General features: G+C 44.2%; 19 protein-coding genes. 11 read left to right on the top strand and 8 right to left on the bottom strand.

Translation table 11 applies throughout. The features are described from left to right. Positions 1 to 136: 136 nt before the first annotated feature. Positions 137 to 1,015: an NmrA family NAD(P)-binding protein gene (locus NSQ20_RS15860; protein ID WP_074095023.1), complete on the bottom strand. Its 879-nt coding sequence runs from the start codon at positions 1,013 to 1,015 to the stop codon at positions 137 to 139. A 146-nt stretch (positions 1,016 to 1,161) separates the two neighbouring features. Beyond that, positions 1,162 to 1,479, bottom strand: coding sequence for a helix-turn-helix domain-containing protein (locus NSQ20_RS15865; RefSeq protein ID WP_017688544.1), 318 nt, complete (start codon positions 1,477 to 1,479; stop codon positions 1,162 to 1,164). Positions 1,480 to 1,848: 369 nt separating this feature from the next. On the opposite strand from NSQ20_RS15865, the gene helD reads away from it, so the two are divergent. Further along, positions 1,849 to 4,263 (top strand): RNA polymerase recycling motor HelD, encoded by a 2,415-nt coding sequence (gene helD, locus NSQ20_RS15870; protein ID WP_076327635.1) that lies wholly within the window; start codon positions 1,849 to 1,851, stop codon positions 4,261 to 4,263. Between the two features lie 221 nt (positions 4,264 to 4,484). Beyond that, on the top strand, positions 4,485 to 5,189 hold the full coding sequence (locus NSQ20_RS15875; RefSeq protein WP_036616036.1) for an SDR family oxidoreductase: 705 nt from the start codon (positions 4,485 to 4,487) through the stop codon (positions 5,187 to 5,189). A gap of 117 nt (positions 5,190 to 5,306) precedes the next feature. On the opposite strand, the gene NSQ20_RS15880 is transcribed toward NSQ20_RS15875, so the two are convergent. The 3 genes from NSQ20_RS15880 to NSQ20_RS15890 all read right to left on the bottom strand — a co-directional run bounded on the left by NSQ20_RS15880 (position 5,307) and on the right by NSQ20_RS15890 (position 8,393). Next, on the bottom strand, positions 5,307 to 6,137 hold the full coding sequence (locus NSQ20_RS15880; RefSeq protein WP_017688542.1) for a carbohydrate ABC transporter permease: 831 nt from the start codon (positions 6,135 to 6,137) through the stop codon (positions 5,307 to 5,309). Position 6,138: 1 nt separating this feature from the next. After that, positions 6,139 to 7,011 carry a sugar ABC transporter permease gene (locus tag NSQ20_RS15885; RefSeq protein ID WP_062834362.1) on the bottom strand — a complete coding sequence of 291 codons (873 nt, stop codon included), beginning with the start codon at positions 7,009 to 7,011 and terminating at the stop codon, positions 6,139 to 6,141. A gap of 68 nt (positions 7,012 to 7,079) precedes the next feature. Beyond that, complete coding sequence (locus tag NSQ20_RS15890; protein WP_076327634.1) at positions 7,080 to 8,393, bottom strand: ABC transporter substrate-binding protein; 1,314 nt, start codon at positions 8,391 to 8,393, stop codon at positions 7,080 to 7,082. A 206-nt stretch (positions 8,394 to 8,599) separates the two neighbouring features. Here NSQ20_RS15890 and NSQ20_RS15895 point away from each other — a divergent pair, with 206 nt between their 5' ends. From NSQ20_RS15895 to NSQ20_RS15905, 3 genes are all read left to right on the top strand, one after another. Next, on the top strand, positions 8,600 to 10,363 hold the full coding sequence (locus tag NSQ20_RS15895) for a sensor histidine kinase (RefSeq protein WP_076327633.1): 1,764 nt from the start codon (positions 8,600 to 8,602) through the stop codon (positions 10,361 to 10,363). Between the two features lie 16 nt (positions 10,364 to 10,379). Then, positions 10,380 to 11,906, top strand: a complete 1,527-nt coding sequence (locus NSQ20_RS15900) for a response regulator (protein ID WP_076327632.1) — start codon at positions 10,380 to 10,382, stop codon at positions 11,904 to 11,906. A 243-nt stretch (positions 11,907 to 12,149) separates the two neighbouring features. Next, positions 12,150 to 14,135 carry a methyl-accepting chemotaxis protein gene (locus NSQ20_RS15905; RefSeq protein ID WP_076327631.1) on the top strand — a complete coding sequence of 662 codons (1,986 nt, stop codon included), beginning with the start codon at positions 12,150 to 12,152 and terminating at the stop codon, positions 14,133 to 14,135. Between the two features lie 79 nt (positions 14,136 to 14,214). On the opposite strand, the gene NSQ20_RS15910 is transcribed toward NSQ20_RS15905, so the two are convergent. Beyond that, positions 14,215 to 15,087, bottom strand: coding sequence for an AraC family transcriptional regulator (locus NSQ20_RS15910; RefSeq protein ID WP_076327630.1), 873 nt, complete (start codon positions 15,085 to 15,087; stop codon positions 14,215 to 14,217). 245 nt (positions 15,088 to 15,332) lie between these two features. On the opposite strand from NSQ20_RS15910, the gene NSQ20_RS15915 reads away from it, so the two are divergent. Both NSQ20_RS15915 and NSQ20_RS15920 read left to right on the top strand, forming a co-directional pair. Continuing rightward, on the top strand, positions 15,333 to 16,532 hold the full coding sequence (locus NSQ20_RS15915; RefSeq protein ID WP_340032939.1) for an MFS transporter: 1,200 nt from the start codon (positions 15,333 to 15,335) through the stop codon (positions 16,530 to 16,532). Between the two features lie 216 nt (positions 16,533 to 16,748). After that, positions 16,749 to 17,504 (top strand): gamma-glutamyl-gamma-aminobutyrate hydrolase family protein, encoded by a 756-nt coding sequence (locus NSQ20_RS15920; protein ID WP_076327918.1) that lies wholly within the window; start codon positions 16,749 to 16,751, stop codon positions 17,502 to 17,504. Between the two features lie 107 nt (positions 17,505 to 17,611). On the opposite strand, the gene NSQ20_RS15925 is transcribed toward NSQ20_RS15920, so the two are convergent. Together NSQ20_RS15925 and NSQ20_RS15930 are read right to left on the bottom strand one after the other, a co-directional pair. Beyond that, positions 17,612 to 19,936 (bottom strand): MMPL family transporter, encoded by a 2,325-nt coding sequence (locus NSQ20_RS15925; RefSeq protein ID WP_076327628.1) that lies wholly within the window; start codon positions 19,934 to 19,936, stop codon positions 17,612 to 17,614. Between the two features lie 19 nt (positions 19,937 to 19,955). Then, positions 19,956 to 20,603 carry a TetR/AcrR family transcriptional regulator gene (locus NSQ20_RS15930; protein WP_076253018.1) on the bottom strand — a complete coding sequence of 216 codons (648 nt, stop codon included), beginning with the start codon at positions 20,601 to 20,603 and terminating at the stop codon, positions 19,956 to 19,958. A 237-nt stretch (positions 20,604 to 20,840) separates the two neighbouring features. Here NSQ20_RS15930 and NSQ20_RS15935 point away from each other — a divergent pair, with 237 nt between their 5' ends. The 4 genes from NSQ20_RS15935 to nspC all read left to right on the top strand — a co-directional run bounded on the left by NSQ20_RS15935 (position 20,841) and on the right by nspC (position 26,515). After that, a complete protein-coding gene (locus tag NSQ20_RS15935; protein WP_076327627.1) occupies positions 20,841 to 21,734 on the top strand; it encodes a TetR/AcrR family transcriptional regulator in 894 nt (297 codons plus the stop codon). Between the two features lie 215 nt (positions 21,735 to 21,949). Further along, the gene (locus NSQ20_RS15940; RefSeq protein WP_076327626.1) at positions 21,950 to 23,209 is read left to right on the top strand and encodes a cytochrome P450; all 1,260 of its coding nucleotides are present in this window, start codon (positions 21,950 to 21,952) and stop codon (positions 23,207 to 23,209) included. Positions 23,210 to 24,147: 938 nt separating this feature from the next. Further along, positions 24,148 to 25,386: a saccharopine dehydrogenase family protein gene (locus NSQ20_RS15945; protein WP_036616010.1), complete on the top strand. Its 1,239-nt coding sequence runs from the start codon at positions 24,148 to 24,150 to the stop codon at positions 25,384 to 25,386. Position 25,387: 1 nt separating this feature from the next. Next, positions 25,388 to 26,515: a carboxynorspermidine decarboxylase gene (gene nspC, locus NSQ20_RS15950; protein ID WP_076327625.1), complete on the top strand. Its 1,128-nt coding sequence runs from the start codon at positions 25,388 to 25,390 to the stop codon at positions 26,513 to 26,515. Positions 26,516 to 26,554: the final 39 nt, after the last annotated feature.

Below are 26,554 nucleotides of genomic sequence, written 5' to 3' on the forward strand. Positions count from 1 at the left end.
ACATTTCTATCAAAGTTTTGCCTAATCCTATCAGAATCTCTGAATTTGAATCAGTTGAGCCCATTAAAGTTCTCATATAAAAAGAACAAGCCACTCGTTTCTCCGTTGGAGATTCAAATGGCTTGTTCATAAAATATTATTTAATCATTGTTTGATGAATCCAATCGCTTATTTTGGTTAATTTAAGATTGGCTTTGATATTATCATCTAACTCTTCATACCGTGGAAGAAGATCTGTATGCCCATCAATCCATTGGTACAATCCTTTAAGACCTGCTGCTGTCTCACTTCCCAACAAAGGCTGAATCGCTGCTTCAAAATGATCAAAAGGAAGAGACATGAAGCTGATCTTTTCACCTAATACAGCACTGAATTGTTCCGCTAATTGTGTACCTGTCAGGGCTTCTAATCCGGGTGCTGGGATAATGCTTCCTGCCAATTCCGAATGAGTCAAGGCATAGTAGTGGAATTGAGCTGCATCGTTTAAGCTAATCCAGGAGATCGGCTTGTCTGCTGGTACCGGGTAGGCCAAAACGCCATTGTTCAGTATTCCGGGAATCAGAAAGTTTTCCAAGTATACAATGGGTTCCACAATGATATATGGAAGACCACTTTGCTGCAATTCATGGATAACTTCACGTTTCAATTCAATTCCTTTGGAATGGGTGATAGGGTCAGGAACATAGGTACCCGTGTTAACTACAATCAATTTAACGTTTGCCTGTATAGCAGCATCAATTGCATTTTTGGTATATTGTCTGATCTTATCCGGATTGAACTCCACCGGCAGGTTCAGGAATACTTTACTTACACCTTCATGCGCCGTATGGAGCTGTTCCACATCTGATAGATCCCCGATGAAAGCTTCAATGTTTTGTTCCTTCAGTGTGTTGGCTGTTGCCTCATTTCGAGTAATCGTGCGAACCTCACAACCGTGTTGAACGAGTAATTGAGCGACAGCGCCGCCTTGGGAGCCCGATGCCCCATATACTAAAAATCGATCATTCTGTGTCATAATGGTCAATAACTTCCTTTCAATATGTGATTGGAATGAATGAGTTAACACTCAGCATTGACCTCAGCATAACGGATTTAGAATAGGAGCGTAAGTACGCACATTAATGATATAAAGTATCCCTTGGGATACTATGGGAAGGCGTTTTACATATGTTTCGATCCCCAATCACCTAGCTGAAACAAGATCGAAGTCAGGCTTTGTCCTTTTTCTGTAAGGGAATATTCGACTTTAGGCGGAACTACAGGGTGGGTAACACGGTTTATCAAACCAGCTTCTTCAAGTTCTCGTAATTGCCTGGTTAATGTGCGATGCGTAATGGGGTCCAGCATTTTCTGTAATTCATTGAATCGAATTGTTGAATGGCGGATGAGACGATTTATAATTAATAACTTCCATTTCCCACCAATCATATTGACTGCAAACTCAACAGGACACCGGTCCTCCACAGGTTCTATATTCATATTTATGTATCCCTCCCAAAAGCATCAACTCATGTTTCATGTTTCGTTCATTTTATCGAATTTATAAAGGGGTGTATAGCTTACAGCGCATTCAGGGTATGAACCATGCCCAGGACACAAAAAAAGATGCCCCCCAGTGTAGCTCGAGGGACACCTTATATAATATAAATTATTGTTCAACTCAGACAGAACGAAAAAAAGCATTGAACGTGAAAAAAAGCCATGATATAATCTATAGCGCAATTGACATTTATATTGAATGTAAAGGTTGAATCATTATTTCTCCTAATTTAATTTTACATCCGACATTCCGATTTGTCAATGCTCTTTTTTTGGTCCTAATAAATGGAAAAGGGAGTGGACTCATTCATGGATAAAACAAACGAATGGAAGTTGGAAGAGGAAAGACTAGTGCAGGTGAGGAACAAACTTCAGGCACGACTCGACGAGTTAGAACCGAAGGTTGCCGGACTGCATGAACAGGCTGCCGAAATTCGTAAACGGTTCTGGGAAGAAGTAACGATTAATACGGGTTCGTACACGGATTTTGAAGATGCATTCTATACCATTAATCAGCAGTCGAGAGTGTTGGCCGAGAGGGAGCGCGGGCACAAGCTGTTAACACAACAATGGAAAAATACAAAGAGACTGCTTCCAACGCCGTATTTTGGCCGTTTCGACTATAAGGAAAAAGGCATGACATTGACTGAACAGATCTACATCGGCGTATCATCCTTCATGGATGAAGATGGTTTGAACTTTCTAATCTATGACTGGCGTACGCCAATTGCGAGTCTGTACTATGATCACTCTCCCGGGCCAGCAAGTTATGACACACCTTCAGGACGAATCGAAGGAAAGATGGAGCTCAAGCGTCAATTCCAGATTCAACATGGGCAACTTCATAGCATGTTTGATTCAACTGAGACGATTGGTGACGAATTGTTGCAGCAAGTGCTCGCCAAGGGTGCAGACTCACAAATGAAGAGTATTGTAGCAACTATCCAGAAGGAACAAAACGCCATCATCCGTGATGACCGAAGCCGAATGCTTATCGTTCAGGGGGCAGCTGGCAGTGGCAAGACGTCGGCTGCGTTACAGCGAGTCGCTTACTTACTATATAAACACCGCCAGACAGTTAAAGCAGATCAGATTGTACTTTTCTCGCCGAATCCGATGTTTACCAGTTATATCTCGACTGTGCTCCCGGAACTTGGGGAAGAGAATATGCAGCAGACGACTTTCCAGGAATATCTGAATTATTGGCTGGATTCCTCCATCCAACCAGAGGATGCCTTTGATCAGATTGAATATGTGCTGACAGCTCAGAATGATCCGGGATATGAAGCTCGTATGGAGGCGATCAAGTACAAAGCTTCCGAGACATTCCTGCAAGTGCTCCAAAACTACGGTAAGTGGTTAGGAAGAGAGGGGATGCGGTTTAACGGCATTCAATTTCGGGGACGTGAATTCATCAGTTCAGACCAAATCAAGACCCAATTTTACAGTTTGGATCAGAATCTTACCTTGTCCAACCGTATACTTCTTTTGCAGGAATGGTTGCTGAGAGAACTTGTTTCGCTGGAACGTCTGGAACGGGAAGCAGACTGGGTTCTGGAGGAGTTGAATTATCTGGACACGGATGAGTATGTGGAAGCTTTCCGCATGTTGCACAAAGAAAAGCCTGTGTTCGATGTAGCGGAAAAATACGCAGCACGAGATAACGGTAATGACAGCGCAGTGCAAGATGAGGGTGCCTTTAACTTTGCAGTGCGAGAAGAGGAGCTGCTTCGTCAGAAACTGGTGAAAGACATGTTTAAACCTTTAAGAAAGAGTGTGCGGAAATTCCAGTTCGTGGATGTGAAAGGTATATACGAACAACTATTTATAGATGAAGCCGCTTATCAGGAACAAACGAATGGGGCAATCCCCCCACAGCACTGGCCTGAGATTTGTAAACAGACCAAGGCCATGATCCTTCAGAACAAGCTGTTCCATGAGGATGCTACTCCGTATTTATATGTAAAAGAGATGATCGAAGGCGTACGGACGAACACAGAGATTCGTTATGTCTTTGTCGATGAAGGCCAGGATTATTCGGCGTTTCAATACGAATATCTCAAGAAACTGTTTCCTCGTGCCCGCATGACGGTGCTGGGGGATTTCGGGCAAGCCATCTTTATGCAGGCTACGGATTTGGCAGCATCCAACTCGCCACTGGTTCACCTTTACGGAGAAGGCGAAACTACTTTGATACGGCTCGTACGCAGTTATCGTTCAACCAAAGAGATTGTTGAATTCACGAGACAGATGTTACCAGGGGGAGAAGAGATTAGACCGTTTGAAAGGGGAGATCAGAAGCCTCTTTTAACAGGATTGAAGGACGAAAAGCTGCGTGGTGCGCAGATTCTCGCAGACATCGCCGCACTTAAGGCGGAGGGGTTCGATTCCATCGCTGTGATTACGAAAACCGCGGCTGAAAGCCGTGACGCCTATGAAAGGTTGCAAAGTCAAGGCGGCGAAGGGTTGCAGCTCATAACAAAGGACACACAGATTTTTGAAAAAGGAATCATGGTTATTCCTGTGTATCTCGCCAAAGGCGTTGAGTTCGATGCTGTCCTGGTCTATGATGCTTCACCCGTTGCTTACAGCCAGGAATATGATCGCAAGCTTCTGTATACGGCCTGCACACGAGCCATGCACCGACTTCATCTATATACAGTGAGTGACTGGTCACCATTTGTGCAGGCGTTACCTGCGAATCTGTATGACATAAAATCATAATCCATATGTAAATCCGTTCTCAATGAAGGACCAAAGAAAGATGCTCGGAGCCTTTTTTCAAAGGTTATCGGGCATCTTCTTTTATTAAAGACATGGATTATAAAAGTTATTCTTTACTGATCGTTCCCGATGTGATAGATTGATATTGGGAGTTATGAGAATGATCATTCCCATAACAGCTCGAAAATGAATACATTCTCAATGAGAGGGAGTAATAATAAATGAATATTTCCAAACAAGTTGCTATTGTAAGTGGGGCTAATCGAGGGTTGGGTAAGGAACTTGCTCTTGAACTGCTGGCGAGGGGAACCAAAGTGTATGCTGGCGCGCGAAACCCTGAATCCATTGATCTGCCCGGGGCTATTCCACTGCAACTCGATATTACGGATCCACAATCTGTCATGGCTGCAGCTGAGGTAGCTAGTGATGTAACCCTTCTAATTAATAATGCTGGTTCCGCTACGGGTGCTTCTCTGCTCACAGGTGAGCTGAACGATATTCACTTGGAGTTCAATACACATGTATTCGGTACGCTTTCAATGATTCGTGCGTTTGCACCGGTAATAGAGAAGAATGGGGGCGGTTCGATACTGAATATCCTGTCCGCTCTATCTTGGCTAAGCCTTGGTAACTCAGGTGCATATTCAGCTGCAAAATCCGCTCAGTGGGGAATTACGAATGCATTACGTCTCGAATTAGCCCCTAAGAACGTTAGCGTTGCCGGATTGCACGTGGCGTTCATGGATACGGATATGACGGCAGGTATCGACGCACCAAAAACGAGCCCAACGGATATTGCCAAAATTGCAATAGATTCCATCGAAGCGGATCTCTACGAGATTATTGCTGATGATACCAGTCGGAATGTACAACAGGGTCTTGCTGGTGGTGTTGCTGCCCTTTACCCGCAATTGTTTCAAAAATAAAGAGGCGTAGATGCATTTTCTCGCTATAAATAAAACAACCCCCGCCAGATCTGGTGGGGGTTGAGTACGTCATGAATAATCCAATTCTATGCCTTGAGAACCGTGAGAATATAAGGTTTAACCTTTAACTGCACCGGCAGTAAGGCCGCTGACAATATATTTTTGCCCAAATAGATACAGGATGAATACAGGCAGCGAAGTAAGCACGAGATTAGCGAAGATCAGGTTCCAGTCCCGGCTATATTTGCCGTAGAAATTGTAGATCGATAGTGGCATCGTCCAGGTGGAACTGTCTGTCAGGAAGTATACCGGAATTGTAATGTCATTCCAGACGGACATGAACACCATGATCGCTACCGTTGCGTTAACGGGCAGGATAAGCGGTGTGACGATGCGGAAGAACACCCCGAACACACTTGCTCCTTCCAGAAATGCCACTTCGTCCAGCGCTCGTGGAATGGTTTTGATGAATCCACTATACAAGAATACACTGAAGGCTGTATTTAACGCGGCGTAGATCAGGATAACACTTGTGATGCTGCCGTAGAATCCCAATCCTTGTACAACTCGTATGGTCGTAATAATCGACATTGGCGCAATCAGTCCCATGAAGAAATACATGTAGATCGTGCCGGATAGCTTGGTTTCCCGACGTGCCAGAATGAATGCCGCTGCTGAAGAGGCAACGATATTAATAATGGAAGATACACCAGTAATCAAAATGCTGTTGAAGAACGCTCGCGACAGGCCGCCTTCCTGGAAGACACGAACATAGTTCGAGAACTGCCATGTTTCCGGGAAACTCAGGGAGAAGCTAAGCACTTCGGCGCTGGTTTTAAATGAACCAAAGATCAGAATGACTAGCGGCAACAGAACGATAAGAGAGGCCAGGATCAGGAAACCTTCCACAATATAGTTGCGGATGGCGAGTTTGCGTGTATAGCCCATGTTATTCCGTAACCTCCTTACGCCGCATGAAGATCAATAGCGGTATAGCAATAATGGTAACGACCACGAAGAGAAGTGTGTTGACCGCGGTACCAAGTCCCCAGTTGCCTTCGCCGAAAGATCGCAGAATGATTGTACCTACCACCTGTGAGGCGTTACCCGGGCCACCACCGGTCATGACATATACTTCGGAGAATACTTTGAGTCCGCCGATCAATGTCAGCATCAGGTTAATGTTAATCGCGGGCAGCAAGAGTGGAAGTGTGATTTTGAAAAAACTTCTCCACGAACTTGCGCCATCAATCTTGGCTGCCTCATAATACTCTTGAGAAATGGACTGCAGGCCCGCCAGATAGATGGCCATCTGGAACCCGGCACTCTGCCAGATCGAGACGATGGCAATCGTCCAGATCACAATCGATGGGTTGGTCAGCCAAGCTTGGCTTAACGAATGTAACCCAACAGATTCCAATAAATTGTTAATTGTACCTTCGGTACGCAACATGGGAGTGAACAGGATGCTGATCACAAGGATGCTGAGAATGGAAGGGGAGTAGAAGATCGCGCGCAGTAGGTTCTTTGTTCTTAATCGCATGTTAAGTCCTACGGCCAGCAATAGACCGATGACATTTTTGCCAACTACGGTGACGATTGCAAATATCGCCGTGTTTTTCAGCGCCAGAATAAGCGTTTTGTCCGAGAAAATTTTCTCGAAATTATCCCACCCGATGAACTTCAGCTCCAGCCGATCCAGCCGCCAATCCGTGAATGAATAATAGAAAGCGGCGAGAGCAGGCACAACGAAAAAGATGGAGTAGATAATCAGTGCGGGAAATATCATGTAATACGAGTACAGATTTTTAGTCCTTTTCATGTCTCACACTCCGTTATAGCTAGGCAGCATAACGAATGATTATGTTATGCTGCCTTATATTTCACTCTTTAGAAACCTTCTACGCCTTTATCCTGCATCAACTGACTGAACTTCTCATCCCAGGATTTCAGTACTTCTTCTGGTGACAATCCACCCGCGAATTGATCCTGTAACAACCGATACAGTTCGCTGCGATCAACCAGCATGTATGCATCCGTTGTCAGCACGGTTTTCTTCGGCGTAATATAGTTGTCTACAATATCCTGCTTGTAAGCCGGCAATTCTGGTGTGGTGACGTCACTGAAATTGGATACGTACCCTTTGGAGTCCACGATCTGTTGTGCAACTTCCTTGGAGGCGATGTAGTCCAAGAATTGTTTAGCTTCTTCCAAATGTTTGGATTTCTTCGGAATGAACAGTTGTCCGCCGAGTGGACTTGCACCCAGACTGGCATTGTCTGACGATGGAATCGGGAATACGCCCAGTTCCATATTTGGATCTTGCTCGGCCACGCCTTCAATTAACCAATCGCCCATAAACATCATGGCCACTTCCTTGTTCAGGAATTTACCTACGGCCATGTCATAGCTGTCGCTAAGCACATCCGTGTTGGTGTAACCTTTGGTGTAAATTTCATATTGTTGTTCCAGGAATGTTTTGAATTCCGGGATATCAGACCATTTTTTCTTGTTGCTGTTCAACTCATCAAAAAAAGTCGGTTCATTTTTGGCTACAAAATCGGCAAAAGCTGCAGCAGGCCAGATGTTGGCAGCCCAGGCATCTTTGTACGGCATAAATACAGGTGTAATGCCACTTGCTTTGATTTTTTCACAGATCGCCAGGAATTCTTCGTAGTTGGTTGGAATCGACAACCCGAGTTCTTCAAAGATTTGTTTGTTATAAACGACCCCTTGCATCCCCGTATCTTGGCTGACATGGAAGCTGTAGAGATGACCACCAGAAGAGAGGACGTCTTTGTTCACAATTCTGCTTGCCCAAGGCTCGTTATCCAGAATCTCGAAGTTACGTTCAAGGTTCAGGTCCGTGACTGCGCTCGCCAGATTGTACTGAATAATGTCAGGCGTTTCATCTACAGCCAGTTTGGTTTGCAGTACAGTTGTTGTTTGTTCCGCTGGAATCAGCTGCAAATTGACACGAATGTTCGTTTGTTTTTCGAATGCATCAAGAATGTCCTGCTGGATGAAAGCAGAGTCCTGAGAACTTTTAGAGATTGCCAGCTCCAATGTGACTTTGCCACTCTTGCTGTCCCCGCCAGCAGTTGTGCCGGAATCCGTACCCCCTGATCCACAAGCCGTTAACGAGACCGATAATAAACTGGCCAGAATAATAGAAAACGCCTTTTTTCTTTTTATTGTTTTCAATGCAAATCCCCCTCTGAAACGTTTAGTGAATCCGTTTACAAGTCCGATTATAGATTCTTTTCTCGCCCCGGTACATGTCTGTGCTTGAACGTTGATGTGTAAAATCCTGAACTTGAAATCGCTATCATTTCATGAAATACCGTGATAGAGTAGACATGAATATAAGGGATTTCACATCATGTCAGAACAGGAGGGCATCTCTGAGAATGGCAAAGCTCATACATAAAGCAACTCAATTCAGTTTGCAGACAAAGGTGTTTTTGACATTTCTGGCTCTGCTTTTGTTTGTGCTGGGCTGTTTTATCGTGTATGTAAATGTGATCGTTGTCCGCCCGCTCAAACTGAAAACAGAGCAGGATACGCTCGTTACAGCTACGAAGGTAAGAGAGCAAGTTGATCTATACGTAGAACAACAGAACCAGATGTCGCAGCGAATATTATCCAGCAAAAATATATTTGTAGCCATGGACAAGAGCTCCTCAGCTCATAGTAACTATGAAAGACTGAAGCAAATTCGGATCATCAAAGACATCATGTTTCAGGCCATCGGGCCGAGTATGAATATCAAGGACATGTCCATCTACGACAATCACGGGGTTCTCCTGACATCATATCTGGGTTCGGGTAATCCCCCCGCAATCCTGAACACCATGATGGAGAGTAGTCAGGTCGGACGAGATTGGACGGAAAGTGGTTTTGTTCTGCTGCGTCAAGACGATACGATCTCATTTGTGCGCACGATCAATGATCAGAACGGCAAGGTGTACGGTTATCTTAGCATCCAGATGGAACAGGCCTATATACAGAACCTAACAGAGGGTATTACCGCTGGCGAAGTCTATATTCTGAATGAACAAGGCGAGCAGATGACAGGTTCGGAAGCGGGTGTGACATTTACCAATTGGACAAAGCCTGCATCAGACGAGGGACTGGATGTGGACAAAAACGACAATTATATCACGCATTCCACTTCACCCAGTACAGGCTGGATCACGTATATCATAACGCCCAAAAAATCTGTTCTAGGCTCGATCCATTCGGTTCAGACGATGTCCATTCTGCTGATTACAGCACTGATGCTGGTTTCGTTTGTGTATATCTTCTTGTCGACACGTAACCTGCTGCTGCCTATCCGCAAGCTACGCGGTCAGATCTGGCGCATGAATTACAGCAATATGAATCTGAAAGTGGATGAAACGCCGAAGAATAACGATCTCTTATTGCTGAATGAAGCCTTTCAGGATCTGATGGAGAGGCTGCAGCAATCCATTGACCGGGAAAAATCGGCGCTTCATGAAGAAGTAAAGGCGCGTAATTCGGCGCTGCAAGCCCAGATTGCACCTCATTTTATTCATAATGTCTTATACCTGATCAGTATTGCCGCCCAAGAGGGGAAGACCAAAGTTGTATCGGATATGTGCAAACATCTTTCGGACAGTCTGCGTTATATTGTCTCTTCACCATACGCGCATGTGACTTTGGCTGAGGAGCTTCAACATACGAGACATTATCTGTCCCTTGTACAACAAAAGTACGAAGAGGATCTGGAGTGGGACATCTGTGCTGACGAGCTGGCGAACGATATCCGATTGCCGCGGTTGGTCATTCAGCCGTTTGTGGAAAACTGCATTGAACATGCCTTTGCCAACACCACGCCGCCTTGGCGTATCCAGATTACCGTGAAGCAATATAACGGATTATGGGCTTTGGAGATCAAAGATAACGGAGAGGGCTTTCCACCGGATAAGATCCAGGAGATTTTAGCCAATATTCAGGCATCGGGTTCCGGAATGAACCAGACTGCCGATCGTGCCACAGCCCTTGGTAACATGGGGATTATCAACAGTGTCAATCGACTCAAACTAATGTATAACAACCGGCTCTTTATTAATATATTTAACAATCATGCGGAAGAGCAACATGGAGCAACGATTCAAATCATCGGCTCACTGACGAAGGATTTTTACTAACTAGGAGGCATAGGCGATGTATAACGTTATGATCGTTGAGGATAGCAAACCGATATTACGTAATATTAAAATGCTCTTGGAAACGCTGAGCTTCCCGATTCGTGTAACGGCTACGGCAACAAATGGAGAGGAAGCCTTGGCGGCGATAAAGCAGTCACCGATTGATCTGCTGTTGACCGATATACGAATGCCGAAAATGGACGGACTGTCCCTGATTGAGCAAGCCAAAATTGCCAACCCGGATCTGAAGGTCATCTTGATTAGCGGTTACAGCGATTTTGAATACACAAGAAAAGCATTGAACCTGCAAGTGTTTGACTATTTGTTAAAACCCGTCGAGCGAGAGGCGCTTGAAGAAGTCATGGGTCGGGTAATTGACCAACTTGATCAACAGATGTCCAAGGAACTGCTGGATTTGCAGGAAATCATTCATCCCCAATGTGAGACTACGTCGAAACAGGGGGAGCATTTTCCGCCTTTATTCAGCCAGATGATGATCATTATGAGCAGACAGCCTTTTACCGCAGGGCATGAACGTTGGGTGCAGGTGGAACTTGAGGGCATAGTGCAGGATTTTTTTGCATTCCATCCTTGTCGTGTTTACACTAGTCAAACTTCATATCAATTTATCGCTTTTGTCAACAAGAGTGCACTTGAGGTGTACTCTTCCGTACATGAATGTCTTGAGTCGTTGCGACGGCATTTGGTTGCGCATGACATCGATGCGATCATTGGAGGACAACTTCTATTCACTGAGTCTGGTAATCTGCCTGAGCTCTATCACCGCATGTCGTCGATTTTGTCTGAGCAGCAACGGTTGAAACAAGGAATAGTGTTGGATACCGGGAATCCGGTGTCGATGGCCAGATCTGAGACAGGCTGTCTGGATCCGGTGCAGGAATCTGCTTTTGTACAGATGATACAGGCTCGGCAGAAAGAACGGTTTGCTTTTAAGTTATCCGAATTGCTGAATCGATGGGCAGAGGAAAATGTACATATGACCGAGGTGGATCGGTTTATCGGATTGATTGTAGACACGTTTGCTCATCTGTACGAGGAACAGGGGTCGGGCATGAGATTGGGCCTGGAGCTTCGGTCAAGACAATTCGCCCAGGCACAGTCCTATGCCGATTTTTGCCGGGAACTGGCGGAATGGACGGGACAGTGCTTCGATATGCTGCAATCCCACGTTCGAAAAAGCAAGGCGATCCTGTTCGAACAGATTGACGATTACGTAAAACTAAATAAATACTCTCAATTATCTATCAACGACATTGCCATGAAGTTTCACGTTAGCCCGTCGTACGTCAGCAGAGTGATCAAAAATGCAACACAAATTACGTTTGTCCAGTATTACACCCGGCTTCGCATTCAGGAGGCATGCAGACTGATGGAAAGTCTACCCGACATGAAGTTTAAGGAGGTTTCCGATGTACTGTCATTTAGCGACCAGCACTATTTCTCGAAGGTGTTCAAAGAGTATACGGGGCTAAGTCCTACGGATTATAAACAACAGATGTCTGGTATAAAGACCCAATCATAGTTAACAAACCCTTTTTATTTATGTTATAATACTAAACAAATACGGCTTGTTACTGAATTCATTCAGGCAATACCTATGTATATACATGCTCAAAGTTTCTTTGGGTGTGCATATATATGGGTTTTTTTGCGTTTACTGGCCGATTAGATCTACCAAAAATGAATAAAGAGAGGAAGATTGAACTTGAAAAAGGAAAGTGAAAAAAGGTCATTTTATAAGAAAGGAGGAGCCGTTTTACGATTAATGAGCACTCGACTCATTGCAGCTTTCCTTGCGGTACTTATTATCCCCACTGCACTTATCGGATATTTCTCGTATCATAGTGCCAAAGATCAAGTACAACAAAAAATGACAGAGCCCATCAATACCATATTAACGATGACCGGACAGCATATTAACAATCTGGTAGGGGAAAAAGCAGAATTATTGAGTTATATAGACAGTATGTATGGCTCCGATCCCAGTCAGGCGAACAACGAAGTAATACAAGTAGGAATCGACCAGTTAGCTGATACATATCCTGATATTCTTGCCATAACCGTGGGCAACGACCAAGGCGGTGTTATATCATCTCCAGCAATAGAGGATGCAACATACGATCCACGCAGCACAGAATGGTATGCCAATGGTACAAGTAACAATGGATCACTCTATTTTTCGAGTATTATGAATGATCCGGCATCCGGGAAGATTTATGTAGAGATTTCAAAAGCTCTTTCAGATGAACATGGTGTAGCAAGTATTAAACTTGATCTGGAGCCATTAGCAAAAGCGTTATCATATGTTGATGTAGGAGGCAATGGAAGTCTGATTGTAGTGGACTCCAATCGAACGATTGCAGCTTGGTCCGGTGCGATTGCAAAAGGTGGAGGAGGAGAGCTCGGCGGAGCACTGATCGAGGGAATTCCAGTCCATCCAAATACGGCTTCAAGTTCCGATGAACCGATGGCATTTTCCCAATTTGTTAGAACGGATCTGGCGTATGATCTGGAGGTATATAACGGTGTTAATGCTTTGACGGGTTGGAATGTCATTGCTTTGATGGGCCATGAAGATTTTATCGCCGCAGCGAAACCCATTATGGTATCGAGTCTAACGGTCATTGCTATATCTGTATTGATTGCCGGTGTAATTATTTTCTTCATTCTGAGATCTTTTATCGTACCTATGCAAAAACTGCGAAAGGCCACCCGCAGCGTAAGCGAAGGGAATCTGTCCGAACGGGTTAATCTTAAAACCGAAAACGAATTTGGTATATTGGCAAATGATTTTGACCAAATGACCATCTCCCTTCAATCGGTGGTTGATGAACTTCACCAGACTTCATCGTTGTTAAGTCACTCTTCCCAGATGATTCAGGAAAGTACAGAACAAACCACCCAATCGGTTCAACATGTGGCTGAAACCATGCAACAGACTGCGGAATCAGCTATCGTTGGGGCGGAGAATTCGGAACAAACCGCGAATGCTGTAGAAGAGATGGCGAGAGGCATCAGTGCAATTGCAGAATCTGCGAGTGCGATTGTGGACTCGGCTGAAGAGACGGAGCGCGCTGTTGCTAATGGTGGGAAAACGATAAACCAGGTCGGAGAACAAATGGAACATATTCTCGGAGCTGTTGAAGAAACCTCGGCATTGATTAACGAGCTGTCCAGTCTATCCGCTGAAGCCAATCGAATGAATGAAGCGATTGCGGATATCTCTCGGCAAACCAATCTTCTATCACTGAATGCCTCTATTGAAGCATCAAGAGCAGGAGAACACGGCAAAGGTTTTGCTGTCGTTGCTGGTGAAGTGCGCACGTTATCGATGCAATCCAAACAAAGTGCGGACGAGATTGGCGCTACCATTGGTAAAATGCTTGATCTGATTGCCAAATCCACGTCTCTTATGAATGATAAAGTTCGTAATCAAGTCGGTGAAGGAATGCGGATCAGCCAAGAAGCTTCTGCAACCATATCGAACATTGAACAATATACAACGCATATCGTGGATCAAATTCAGGATATTTCCGCTGTCTCAGAACAGTTGTCAGCCAGTACGGAAGAAGTCTCGGCTACCGTTGCCGCGATGAGTCATATCTCTAAAGTGTCGGCTGATAGTGCTCAGACAACTTCAGCAGCAGCCCAAGAACAAATGGCGGCGATGCAGGAGATATCGGCATCATCTGCACAGCTCTCCAAAACAGCTGAGAACATGCATGAATTGGTTCGCCGCTTTAAGCTTTAGAGTAGAAGTAAGTGTGTAAAGAAATATGTAAAGCAAAAGGCGCTCCCCCCAATGGAGCGCTTTTTTGCATTTAGAGAGATTAATAAGAATGTGACGCCTCATCCCCGAACATATCCTTTTGATTCTTTTTCCGGAAACTTCGAGGTGATTCACCAACGGTTTTGGTAAATAGAATCGTAAAGTAATTGGGGTTATCGTAACCGACCAGTTTGGCAATTTCCCATATTTTTTTGTTGGTTGAGACTAATAATCGGGTGGCTTCACCCAATCTTCGTTGAATCAGGTAATGATAAGGAGAAGTGCCATAGTGATTTTTATACATATGAATTAAGTAATAAAAATCGATATGAAATTGATCTGCCAATTCTTTGAGCTTAATGTTTTGCCGATAGTTGGTATCCAAATAGTCTTTAATGCTCTCAGCAAGGGTATTGCTCTCAACGATCTCCCCACTAGGAAGCTGTTGACGGGACTGCCGATCGATGATCAGAAGTATTGCTTTCAGGACATGCCCAGAGATCGACTCGTATCCATGTTCCCGGATTGAAAATTCATTGAAGAGAGTCTGCATTAACGAATGGAGCTCATCGGAATATCGGTTGGCTCGAATGATCGGATTGTTAGAGGGAGGGATGACCCAATCCTCAAGGGTCTGGGTGCCTTCTGTAAAACGAAAGCCGCAATAAAAGGTGGATAACGGGAATTCAGGATTGGATTTCTCCTCGTGAAGAGTACCCTTGTTATATATGAGCATGTCCCCTTTTTGAGCCCAGTGTTTGGTGCCGTCAATGGTGAACAATCCTTTGCCTTCAGTTACGTAGATAATCTCATGCAGATCGTCATGTTTATGCGTCGGAAAACTCCAATGGGGATTGTCGGCCAGTTTTCCTACATAAATAATGGTGCAATCTCGATTTGGATGCCGTTGGCCGGATTCGTGGTGTGTATTCATCTATGTCTTCCCTTCAGAATCAGTAATGAAAGTCTGTGTTGAAATGACAACATATATAATGTTTTGCAATAAAACCACAACAACCTTGATTGTCGCCATGGTATATCTGACAGTACAATTTCACTATCCAAAATGTACTATATATCGAAAGTGAAGGGATGGGAAAGCAGAAAATACATGAATTAATGATCGTAGACAGAATTGAAGCGCTTGCAACAATAGAAAGGATTAGTGAGTATTGATTTATGACTAGAAATAGAGAGAACCTACTTATTTTAACGCTTACGCTTGTTAGCTTTGTACTGGGAACAACCGAGTATGTTATCGTGGGTGTGTTGAAGGAAATTGAAAGTTACATGAAAGTATCACTTGCTGCCGCGGGTATGCTTGTCTCCGGTTTTGCGATTGCATACGCAGTGGGTACACCATTTGCTGTGGCTTTCTTGGCCAAAATATCCAGAAGAAGTTCCATATTGATCGGATTTGCAATCGTGTTAACATTAAATCTATTGACCGTGTTCTCAACAACGTTCTCTTCTCTGATGGCCATTCGCATCGTGTCGGCCGTTGCTTGTGGACTTACGATATCGCTTTCGATCTCGATCGTAAGCGACGCAGTGAACCGGGAGCGAAGAGGGGAAGCTATCGCCTGGATTTTAGGCGGATTTTCAATCGCTAATGTGCTAGGTGTTCCGCTCGGTACTTTTATCGGACAACATCTGAGCTGGTCCATGACGTTTTTTGTTACGGCATGCATAGGTGTTGTGCCCCTGGTGTTCATGTTCCGTATTCTGCCACGCCAAACAACAACGATTGCAGGTTCGTTCAGTGATCAGATGTCTCTCTTTTTAAAACCACGGATATTGCTGGCCTGTCTGATCCCGGTACTGGGAAACAGCTGTATTTTCGTCGTTTTTACTTACATTACACCACTCCTGAGTGAGACGATGGGTGTGCCAGTACAATGGATTAGTGCCATACTCCTGATCTATGGCGCCTGCAGCATCCTGAGTAACTGGATTGGTGCCAAAATAGCCAGGGGTGACTTCCTGCCCAAGCTCAAGCGGCTTTTCGTCATCCAAGCCATCCTGTTCCTTGGCATGAGTTTTACCGTTTCTAATGTGTGGCTCGGCTTGGCATTTCTATTCCTGATTGGATGTCTGTCATCCTCCATGAGCGCGGCATCCCAGTTATATTTGTTTGATGTGTCAGGATCGATCGCGCCGGGGTCCAAAGCATTTGCATCTACACTCCTGCCTGTGGCGGCCAATGTAGGTATAGCGCTAGGCTCTGGTGTAGGGGGAATTGCCGTTAATATGGGTGGTCTCCAGTGGGTGCCTCCAGTTGCTGTGATGCTTGCCTTGCTGGCTTTTGTCGTTACCCTGATATGCCAGCGTTCCATCCAAGTGAATTCAGACGAAGCAACCACTGTAAAAGCAGCTTAGATGAGATGATGTTTAAATTCATCAAGTGAATCCATATCCATGGTATTTGAACTACAAACAAAGTCGCTGTTATAGCGGCTTTGTTTGTTTTTTTAGTTTTCCAGCATTCTGGATGAAACGGGTTCGTAGATGATAGAGGTAGGATAATGCAATAATTCAGTGAATTTATATATGAAGAGATCTGATAAAATGAATGAAAAGCTGGGAGGTAAAGCCATGAAAAAGCCCATGATCGGTGTACTGCCTTTATATGATACGGACAAAAAAAGTTACTGGATGCTTCCAGATTATATGAACGCCATAGAAGGAGCAGGTGGGATTCCAATTATGCTGCCTTTGACAACGGATACCGAGATCATAGCAACGCTGGCTAATCAGTTCGATGGGTTCCTGTTCACCGGGGGACATGATCTCAATCCTGAGCTGTATCATGAGCTTGCAGAGGTTACCTGTGGAGAGTTATGTATTGAACGCGATATGATGGAGTCGATATTATTACAAAAAGTAATTGAGGTTGATAAGCCTGCTTTTGGCATATGCCGTGGACTACAACTATTTAACGTTATGTTGGGTGGAACGTTATATCAAGACATTCCGACTAGCCTTCAACTTCATGGGAACAAGATCGTTAATCATAAGCAAAGTCCGCCGTATACGAATCTTGTACATGATGTACATATTGAGAAAAATAATATCCTATACGATATTTTGCAAACCGATACGATAAAAGTGAACAGCTACCACCATCAGGGAATCAAAATGTTATCGGATAAGTTAACTGCTGTGGCCGTCGCTGAAGATGGACTCGTTGAATCCGTGGTCATGCCAAACCGCTCGTTTGTTTTGGCTGTGCAGTGGCATCCAGAGTACAGCTATAAAGTAGATGACTACAGTCAGAAGTTATTTGCGGCGTTTGTTAATGCTGCTAAATCCCCAAGCTATACTATCCATATTGAAGACATCACCGCATAAAATGTGAAAAAGAAAAAAGACCTCCTGTTTATAAAAACAGAGGAGGTCTTTGTATTGGTGAATATAGTCGTAATAGTAATCATGGTATCACCGTTCTATTGGCAGGATTATTTTAATCCAGACTTCGTGTTGGCATGCTCTTCAGCATTCAGGGAAGCAATCAGCTTCTCGCCTTCAACATCCAGGTTTGGCAGAATGCGATCCAGCCATTTTGGAAGTGCCCAAGCTTTGTCTCCGAAAATAGCCATGATGGCAGGGACCAAGCCCATACGGATGATGAAAGCATCAATCAGAATGCCTACCGCCAAAGTGAAACCAATCTGTTTGATCATGACATCGTCAGTGAATATAAATCCTGCAAATACAGAGACCATAATCACTGCTGCGGCAACAACCACGCGACTTACCTGATTGTACCCATGAACAACGGATTCGGTCCCGCGATGACCATGCACATAGGATTCCCGCATGGAGCTCACAAGGAAGACTTGATAGTCCATCGCGAGGCCATACAGGATACCTGTCACGATGATCGGCATAAAGCTCAGCAGCGGGCCGCCTGTATCGAAACCAAAGAGCGAATGCAGCCAGCCCCATTGGAATACAGCAGTGGTGATCCCGAATGTAGCCAGGATACTAAGCAGGAAACCAATCGTTGCTTTGATGGGAACGATGATCGAACGGAATACAAGTAACAGGATGATCAGCGAGAGCAGGATGATGATGCCTACATAAATAGGGAACACCTGCGCCAGTTTGGCAGACATATCGATGTTAACAGCTGTGAGTCCAGTAACTCCGAGTTTCACATCATAGGTCTGTGCGATGCCGGAATCAGCCGAGCGCAGATCAGTGACCAGTGTTTTAGTGAGATTATCGTTTGGACCCGTTTTTGGAATGAGACTGAAAATAGCTAAATCTTCTGTCATCCCAAGCGGTGTGACTTGTGCAACGTTATTCTGACCTTGGAGTTCCATCACCAGACCACCCAAGAGTTCTGGTGTAACTTTTGCGGAAGACTGATTAGGCTCTGCGACCAGAATAAGGGGTCCGTTGAATCCTTCTCCGAAGCCTTCGGAGATGGCATCATAACTTTGTCTTGCAGTTGTATCCAGATTCGCTGAGGAAGCGCCGGGGATACCCATTTCCATTTTGGTGATCGGCGTCGCGGCAAAACCAAGAATGACGATGATGGCGATAATGGTAGCCCAACGATTTTTGATAACGAATTTCACCCATCTGTTCGCGACTCCGTGGTTAGTGGCTTTAGGATGTTTCGCGCTTTTCTCACGAGCTTTGGCGGAACAGATGCGTTCTCCTACCAATCCCAGTAAAGCCGGCAACAGGGTTAAAGCAACAAATACGTTGATGAGCACGGTGGCAGCTGCGACCAAAGCCATCGTAGACAAGAATGTGAGACCGATGACAAGCATACCGCACAGTGCAATAATGACGGTTAATCCGGCAAAAAATACTGCGCTGCCCGATGTACCAATGGCTCTGGCCGTTGCTTCTTTTGCGCTCAAGCCTTGATCAATGATCATTCGACGCTGGCGATTAACAATGAAGAGCGCATAGTCGATTCCAACAGCCAATCCAACCATGAGAGCTAGAACGGAAGTGACACTAGGCATTTCAATGAATTTGGAGATGGAGAACGCACCACCAACTCCAATGGCAACACCGAGGAGTGCAGTGATCAGAGGTAGACCTGCTGCAACAACGGAGCCAAGGGTGATCAGCAATACAATGATAGCAATGACCAGTCCGACAATCTCTGCCGAGCCGACTCCAATCGATACCGTTTTGAGCGTTTCGCCCGGCAGCACCTTAATATTGGTTCCTTGCTCTACCGTCATAACGGACTGAATAACGGAATCAAATACATCCTGTGTTATGGCAGACTGTTCAATTGTAAATTGGAACTGGAACAGTGCAATGCTGCCGTCTGAAGAGATCAGCATTCCAGGTACAGGAACACCATCCACCATCAAAGGTCCATAGGGAGGAGGCGTGGTTGTTGCGGATTGCGCCATATCAGTAGCCTGAGCATTCTGAGCCATCTCCGCCTGAGCACCCGAATTACCCGCTTCAGCTGCATAGTCCGCAGGGTTAATGACTTTGTCTAATCCGTAAACTTCATTAACACCTTTCATCATGGCGGCCAAACGTTCAGGCGTATCCAAACGCTCGTTGTCTGGAGCTTTGAAGACAACACTTCCTTGACCGCCGGAGGCGGCAGGCAGTTCTTTTGCCAATTGATCCAGAACCTTCTGTGACTCTGTGCCTTCAATCTTCATTTCGGAACTGATGTGAATACCATTGATGCTGATCATGGAGATGACAATTCCCAGAATTAAAACCCAGCCAATGATGAAATAGGCAGGTTTGCTAAAAGCGGTTTTCCCCACTCTGTATAATAATGTAGACATTTCTCTATTTTACACTCCTCTATGATGAATGTGGATGGTTGGCATGTTCAAATCCTGCCCGTAAATGATTAAACGTGGTTTCCAAAAATTGATCGAATGTTAAAACACCGGGCTTGGTATCTTCAGTAATGACTTGTCCGGGCAGTAACACATTGAGTCTTCCATCAATTAATGGCAGTATTGTTCCATATAGTGCGTTGATCAAAAGATAAGTATAGATCTCGTCATACTTCCCGTTAGATAAGTCTAATAAGGTATCTTGTGCCTGCGTCTGCATCCGGTGCATGGCTCCAAGGTAATGCGGTTCAAGCACGGGATAGGTCTGGGATAGCGATAGTAGCTGATGAAGTCTTCCTATTAGTTCTGTTGTAAGCTGCATCTTGATCAGGTTATACAGTACGTCAAGCAAGGAGACGTTGTCGGGCAATTCGGTAAGCAACTCTTCGAGTTCCGTTGTATTCTGAACGGATATTGCGCCTCTTGCTACGGCTTCTTCTTTACATGTGAAGTAGTTTGCAAATGTTCTGCGGGAACAACCCACCTGATGCACGATATCTTCAACCGTAAAGCCATCAAGCCCATGTTCAAGGGTAAGTTCAAATGCAGCACTAGCAAGTGCTTTTTCAGTTGCTTCTTTCTTCAAATGTCGCAAGTTTCGTTTGATCATTATTCTCCGCTTATGCGTTCACCTCCAACACCAATGACTATGGTTTAATTCTTTTTAAGAAGAGCACACTTACTGAATATGCACTTTGTGAGGTTTATCATAACAAACAAGTTGCTCATTGTGCAAATTTACTCATTGTGCAATTATTTTATATGATATCTATACTGCGAATCAACGCTTCAACTCCTGAGGAATGAATGTTAAAATCAATAGAAAAACTTGGGGCGATAACGAGATATGAGTAGTCGTAAACAAAGTTTATTGGAAACAGCACTTGCACTATTTTTAGAGCACAGCTATGCAAATACAACAATCCAGATGATCTTGGATCAATCGGGTGTATCCAAAGGCACATTCTACAAATTCTTCAGTTCAAAAGAAGACTGTTTATATTCTATTATTGATCAGCGTATGCAAGAGGATGTTTTCATTCGCAAAGAGCTTGAACAAAATCACTATACATCGGATTATGACCTGCTCGTAGATCAGATTGCGATTCCTATGTCTGTACCTAATAAAGAGCGAGTATGGGAATTATATTGGACGGGTTTTTATTCCGGGGAGATCAACTCAGCCAAACTGGCTACAGTTCACCTAAAATGGCTGTCCACACGCTTGATTCAGGTTTACGGGAACGATATTAGCTTATATGCCAACGAAGGGGCCATATTGTGCTACGGCATATTACATCAGATTGCCAACACATCAAGAAGTCTAAATACGCCAAAACCGGTATGGAGCGAAGTGGTTCCCAAAGTATTAACGTACATTGAAGTGATCCTAAGAACAATGCATCAGAGAAATGAACATATTTTCGACTTTCAGTCTCTCTATTTCCTGAATGCCGATGAGCGTAACCATGATATGGGTCTGGACATCGATAATATATTGATCGAATTTAATGAGTTCAACAACCGTGTACAAAAATCCAAGGAATCTGCATCATTCAAGCAACTTTCGAAGGGGCTTTTAGCGCTATTACAAGATCAAGAGGATTTAAATATTCCTGTAATCGAAGTGGTGCTGCAAGCGTTTCACAAAGAGTACAAATCCAGTGCGTTTCAATCTGAAGCCAATAGACTGACCGAAGCCTGTTGGTGGTATTTGGAACTAGTGAAGCAACGTAATTAATATGGGGGTTGGCTCGTAGCCGACCTCTTTTTTTGCTTTTTTATGCCCGTAGTTTTTATTAATATACTATGAGTATATTAATTATTTATTGTTATAACAGTTATTTTTTCTGTTCAAACTATGATATTTGAAATTAATTATACGAGTAGTATATAATCGGAATGAACATATATTTCCATAGATTTGAATAACTTCACTTCGAAAGGAAGATTTATATGAATAACTCGAATAACCAGACATCAGAAAAAGTAGAATTTAATTTGTTTAGCGAAGAAAATAGTAAAGATCCATTTGCCATGTTTGCACAGATGCGTGCCAAAGGTTCCGTTGTCCCTATTCCTAATCCAATGGGTGGAGCAGGGCAAACCTGGATTGTAACTCGGATGGACGTCGCCATGGAAGTGCTGAAAGATCACTCTCGATTTACGGTAGATATGAACTCTATTGATAGTGGTAATGATATTCGAAAGAATCTCTCAGGTGAGCTTGGTTCATCGGAACCCCAGACTTTTTTTACCGGAAAGTCGATGCTCTTTGTTGATGAACCGGATCACCGAAGACTGCGTAGCCTGGTTTCCAAAGCGTTCACGCCAAGATATATGGAAAGCCTGCGTCCACGCGTCCAGGAAATTGCCGATGAGTTGATTGACCAAATCGAAGGAAAGGGAGAGATGGATCTTGTAAAAGACTATGCCTATCCTTTCCCAATCAACGTTATTTCCGAGATGTTGGGTATACCTCAGGAAGACCGACCTCAGATCCATGTATGGTCTGAAGCCATTGCCAAAGGTCTTGGTTTTGGTAAACAGGACCCTGCCGTAGCGCAGCACTTGCGATCATTCGCAGAGTACACCTCACAACTTGTGGCGAACAAACGAGTAGAACCTTCAGATGACCTCATCAGTCAATTGATTGCGATTGAGGAAGAGGGGGATCGACTGAATGAAGATGAATTAATATCCATGATCACGTTATTGATATTTGCCGGACATGAGACAACTTCCAATCTGATTGCAACTGGTTCTTATCTTCTTCTGACCCATCCCGAACAACTGGAACAACTGAAACAAGATCTGAATCTGGTTCCTTCTGCGGTGGAGGAGTTGCTGCGATATAACGGACCCGCGACTTCCTCAGGTCCTCGTTATGCAACGCAGGACACGGAGTTGGATGGACAATTGATTCAAAAGGGAGATGTTGTGATTCCCCTTCTGAAATCAGCGAATCGGGACGAGCAGCAGTTCATTGACCCCGAAGAGTTGGATATCGAACGCAAAATAAAACGGCATTTGGCCTTTGGACACGGCATTCATATGTGTCTTGGCGCTCCGCTTGCTCGTGTAGAAGGGGACGTGGCGTTTACTACGCTTTTACGTCGGCTACCGGATATTCAGCTCAGTATTCCTCAGGAAGAGATTCATTGGCACTCTGCTTTGTCATCACAGGGATTGGCAGCATTGCCCGTAAAATTTTAATAGATAAACTTAGTGTAACCCATTGGAGTATGACGAATTTTCGTCATACTCTTTATTTGTATAGATGATAGAATGGAATGAACAAGACACATATTAATGGATTGAACACTGCTTAATGTAAAAGATAAAGTGGGATACATAATTTTTGTGGTGGAGGTAAACCTTATGAATAAAGATGAACAATTCATGCATAAAGCCATTGAGATTGCTCTGCAAGCTCGCAAAGAAGGAGACGAACTATTCGGCTCATGATCAATTAGCGGAAATTGCTGGCGGCAACATCATGATCTCGTGTGAAGAAGTATTCGACAAAAGTCCTCAAAAGCCTGAAGTAACAGGGAAATTACTTAACACAGAAGGCTTAAAAGTTTTCGAAGGATATCAATTTCATTCCAACGCGTAATCAGATCAAAAAATTAATTTTAAATTATTGCTTGATTTTTTTTTCGACGTCTGATAGTGTAAGACCTGTGATTTTGGGAAGTTAATTTATCAATATGAATTAGAGCTTTCCAGCAGATAATTTGACCACTTCACCAGGAAGTTAAGGCCATACGGACAGCCGGGTCAAACGCCGATTGGCAACTTATGTTGCTTTATTGATTGAGTTCAAAGCTCAAATTTTATAAGTTGGTTACTTTACAACCAGTGCAATTGCACATCAACTTGTGAAACGGTCAATAAGAGTGGTAAAGGCGAATTATTTGCTATATAGACTCTGATCCAATATTGATATACATGAAGAAGCTTTCCGCCAAAGGAGTTCTTGTGAACTTTTTTGGTCATGGAGACTTCACGTCTTTTTTTATGATGTATATCGATAAGCAAGTGTGATGATGCGCGATTGCGAGCATTTTTCACCTTGCTTTTTTTGTTGTCTTGTTGTCACCGTATTAAACCAATTTAAAAAAATACATATTGGGATAGGAGAATGTAAAATGGGAAAAGCACTAATCATCGGCGCCGGCGGCGTTGCTTCCGTGGCAGTACACAAATGCGTTCAAAACAGCGAAGTTTTTGAGGAAATCTGCATCGCGAGTCGTACAAAATCAAAATGTGATGAACTCAAAGCCAAGCTGGACGGCGGAAAAACAAAAATTACAACAGCACAAGTTGATGCTGACAATGTTGACGAACTGATCGCTCTGATCAACGAAGTTAAACCGGATATCGTTATGAACCTCGCTTTGCCGTATCAAGATCTGACAATCATGGATGCTTGTCTTGCAACTAAAACAAATTACATGGACACAGCTAACTATGAGCCACATGATACAGCGAAGTTTGAATACAGCTGGCAATGGGATTACAAAGAGCGTTTTGAACAAGCAGGCATCACTGCATTGCTCGGTAGTGGATTTGACCCAGGTGTGACTGGCGTATTCTCCGCTTATGCCCTGAAGCACTACTTTGACGAAATTGAGTACATCGACATTCTGGACTGCAATGGCGGCGACCATGGCTATCCGTTCGCAACCAACTTCAACCCTGAGATCAACATTCGCGAAGTATCTGCGAACGGAAAATATTGGGAAAATGGTGAATGGATCGAAACGAAGCCGATGGAAATCAAACGTGTCTACGACTTTAAAGAAGTGGGCGAGAAAGACATGTACCTGTTGTATCATGAGGAACTGGAATCTTTGGCAAAAAACATGCCAGGTCTGAAACGTATCCGTTTCTTCATGACATTTGGTCAAAGCTACCTGACTCACTTGAAAGCTCTTGAAAATGTAGGCATGACTTCAATCGAGCCTATTGAATATGAAGGTAAACAAATTATTCCACTGCAATTCCTGAAAGCAGTACTGCCTGATCCAGCATCCCTTGGACCACGTACTGTAGGTAAAACAAACATCGGTTGTATTTTTAAAGGTAAAAAAGACGGCAAAGACAAAACATATTATGTTTACAATATCTGTGATCACCAAGAGTGTTATAAAGAAGTGGGTTCCCAAGCGATCTCTTACACTACAGGCGTTCCAGCAATGATCGGTGCAGCAATGGTCATGACAGGCAAATGGAACAAACCAGGCGTATATAATGTAGAAGAGTTCAACCCAGATCCATTCATGGAAGAGTTGAACAAATGGGGTCTCCCATGGGTAGAAGACTTCAACCCGGTACTCGTTGATGAGCTGCCAGAAGAAGTTAAAGAATCGGAGCTTGTTCGCTAAAATGCGGTTCGAGCAATTACCGACACCATGTTTTGTTGTTGACGAGGCGCTTATTGAGAAAAACCTGAAAATCCTGAACGGTGTTATGCAGCGTACAGGTGCCAAAATCGTGCTGGCTCAAAAAGCATTCTCCATGACTGCGATGTATCCGCTGATTGGAGAATACCTGAGCGGTGCAACGGCAAGCGGTTTGTATGAAGCGCGTCTGGGCCATGAGGAAATGGGCAAAGAGAATCATGTCTTTGCTCCAGCATACCGCGCAGAAGAGATCGACGAGATTATCTCCATCTGCGACCACATTATTTTCAACTCATTTTCACAGCTTGCAAAATTCAAGGATAAGGCGCTTCAAGCTGGCCGTAAGGTCGGCTTGCGCGTCAACCCTGAATGCTCTACCCAAGAAGGACATGAGATCTACGATCCGTGTTCTCCGGGTTCGCGTTTTGGCGCAAAACTGGAGGATTTCGATGCAGACCTGTTGGAAGGCGTTTCCGGACTGCACTTCCACACACTGTGTCAGCAAAACTCCGACGATCTGGAGACTACGCTGAATGCAGTTGTCGAGAAGTTCGGACAATGGTTGCCGCAGATGGAATGGATCAACTTCGGTGGTGGGCACCATATCACACGTGAAGATTATGATATTCCAAGACTGGAAGCATGCATCAAGCGTATGCAGAACGACTATGGTCTGGAAGTATATCTGGAGCCGGGAGAAGCTGTTGCGCTGAACGCGGGTTATCTGGTGACCTCTGTGCTGGACTTCCATAAGAACGGTATGGACATCGCTATTTTGGATACTTCAGCTACATGCCATATGCCGGATGTGCTGGAAATGCCATATCGCCCGCCGCTGATCGGTTCGGGAGAAGTGGGCGATAAGGCTCATCTGTATCGCCTTGGTGGACAAACCTGTCTATCCGGTGACGTGATTGGGGATTATTCATTCGATCAGCCTTTGCAAGAAGGCGACCGTCTGGTATTCGAGGACATGGCGATTTACTCCATGGTGAAAACCAACACCTTCAACGGCATGCCGCTTCCAGCGATTGCAGTCAAAAGAAAAGACGGCGATTGCGAAGTTGTTCGCGAATTCGGATATCAGGATTTCAAAATGAGGCTGGCATAATTACTTCATTATATAGTAAGTATTAATATAGAATTGATT

Origin of the sequence: Paenibacillus sp. FSL K6-1122 (assembly GCF_037977015.1) — a bacterium.
In the GTDB taxonomy this organism is placed as follows: Bacteria; Bacillota; Bacilli; order Paenibacillales; family Paenibacillaceae; genus Paenibacillus; species Paenibacillus amylolyticus.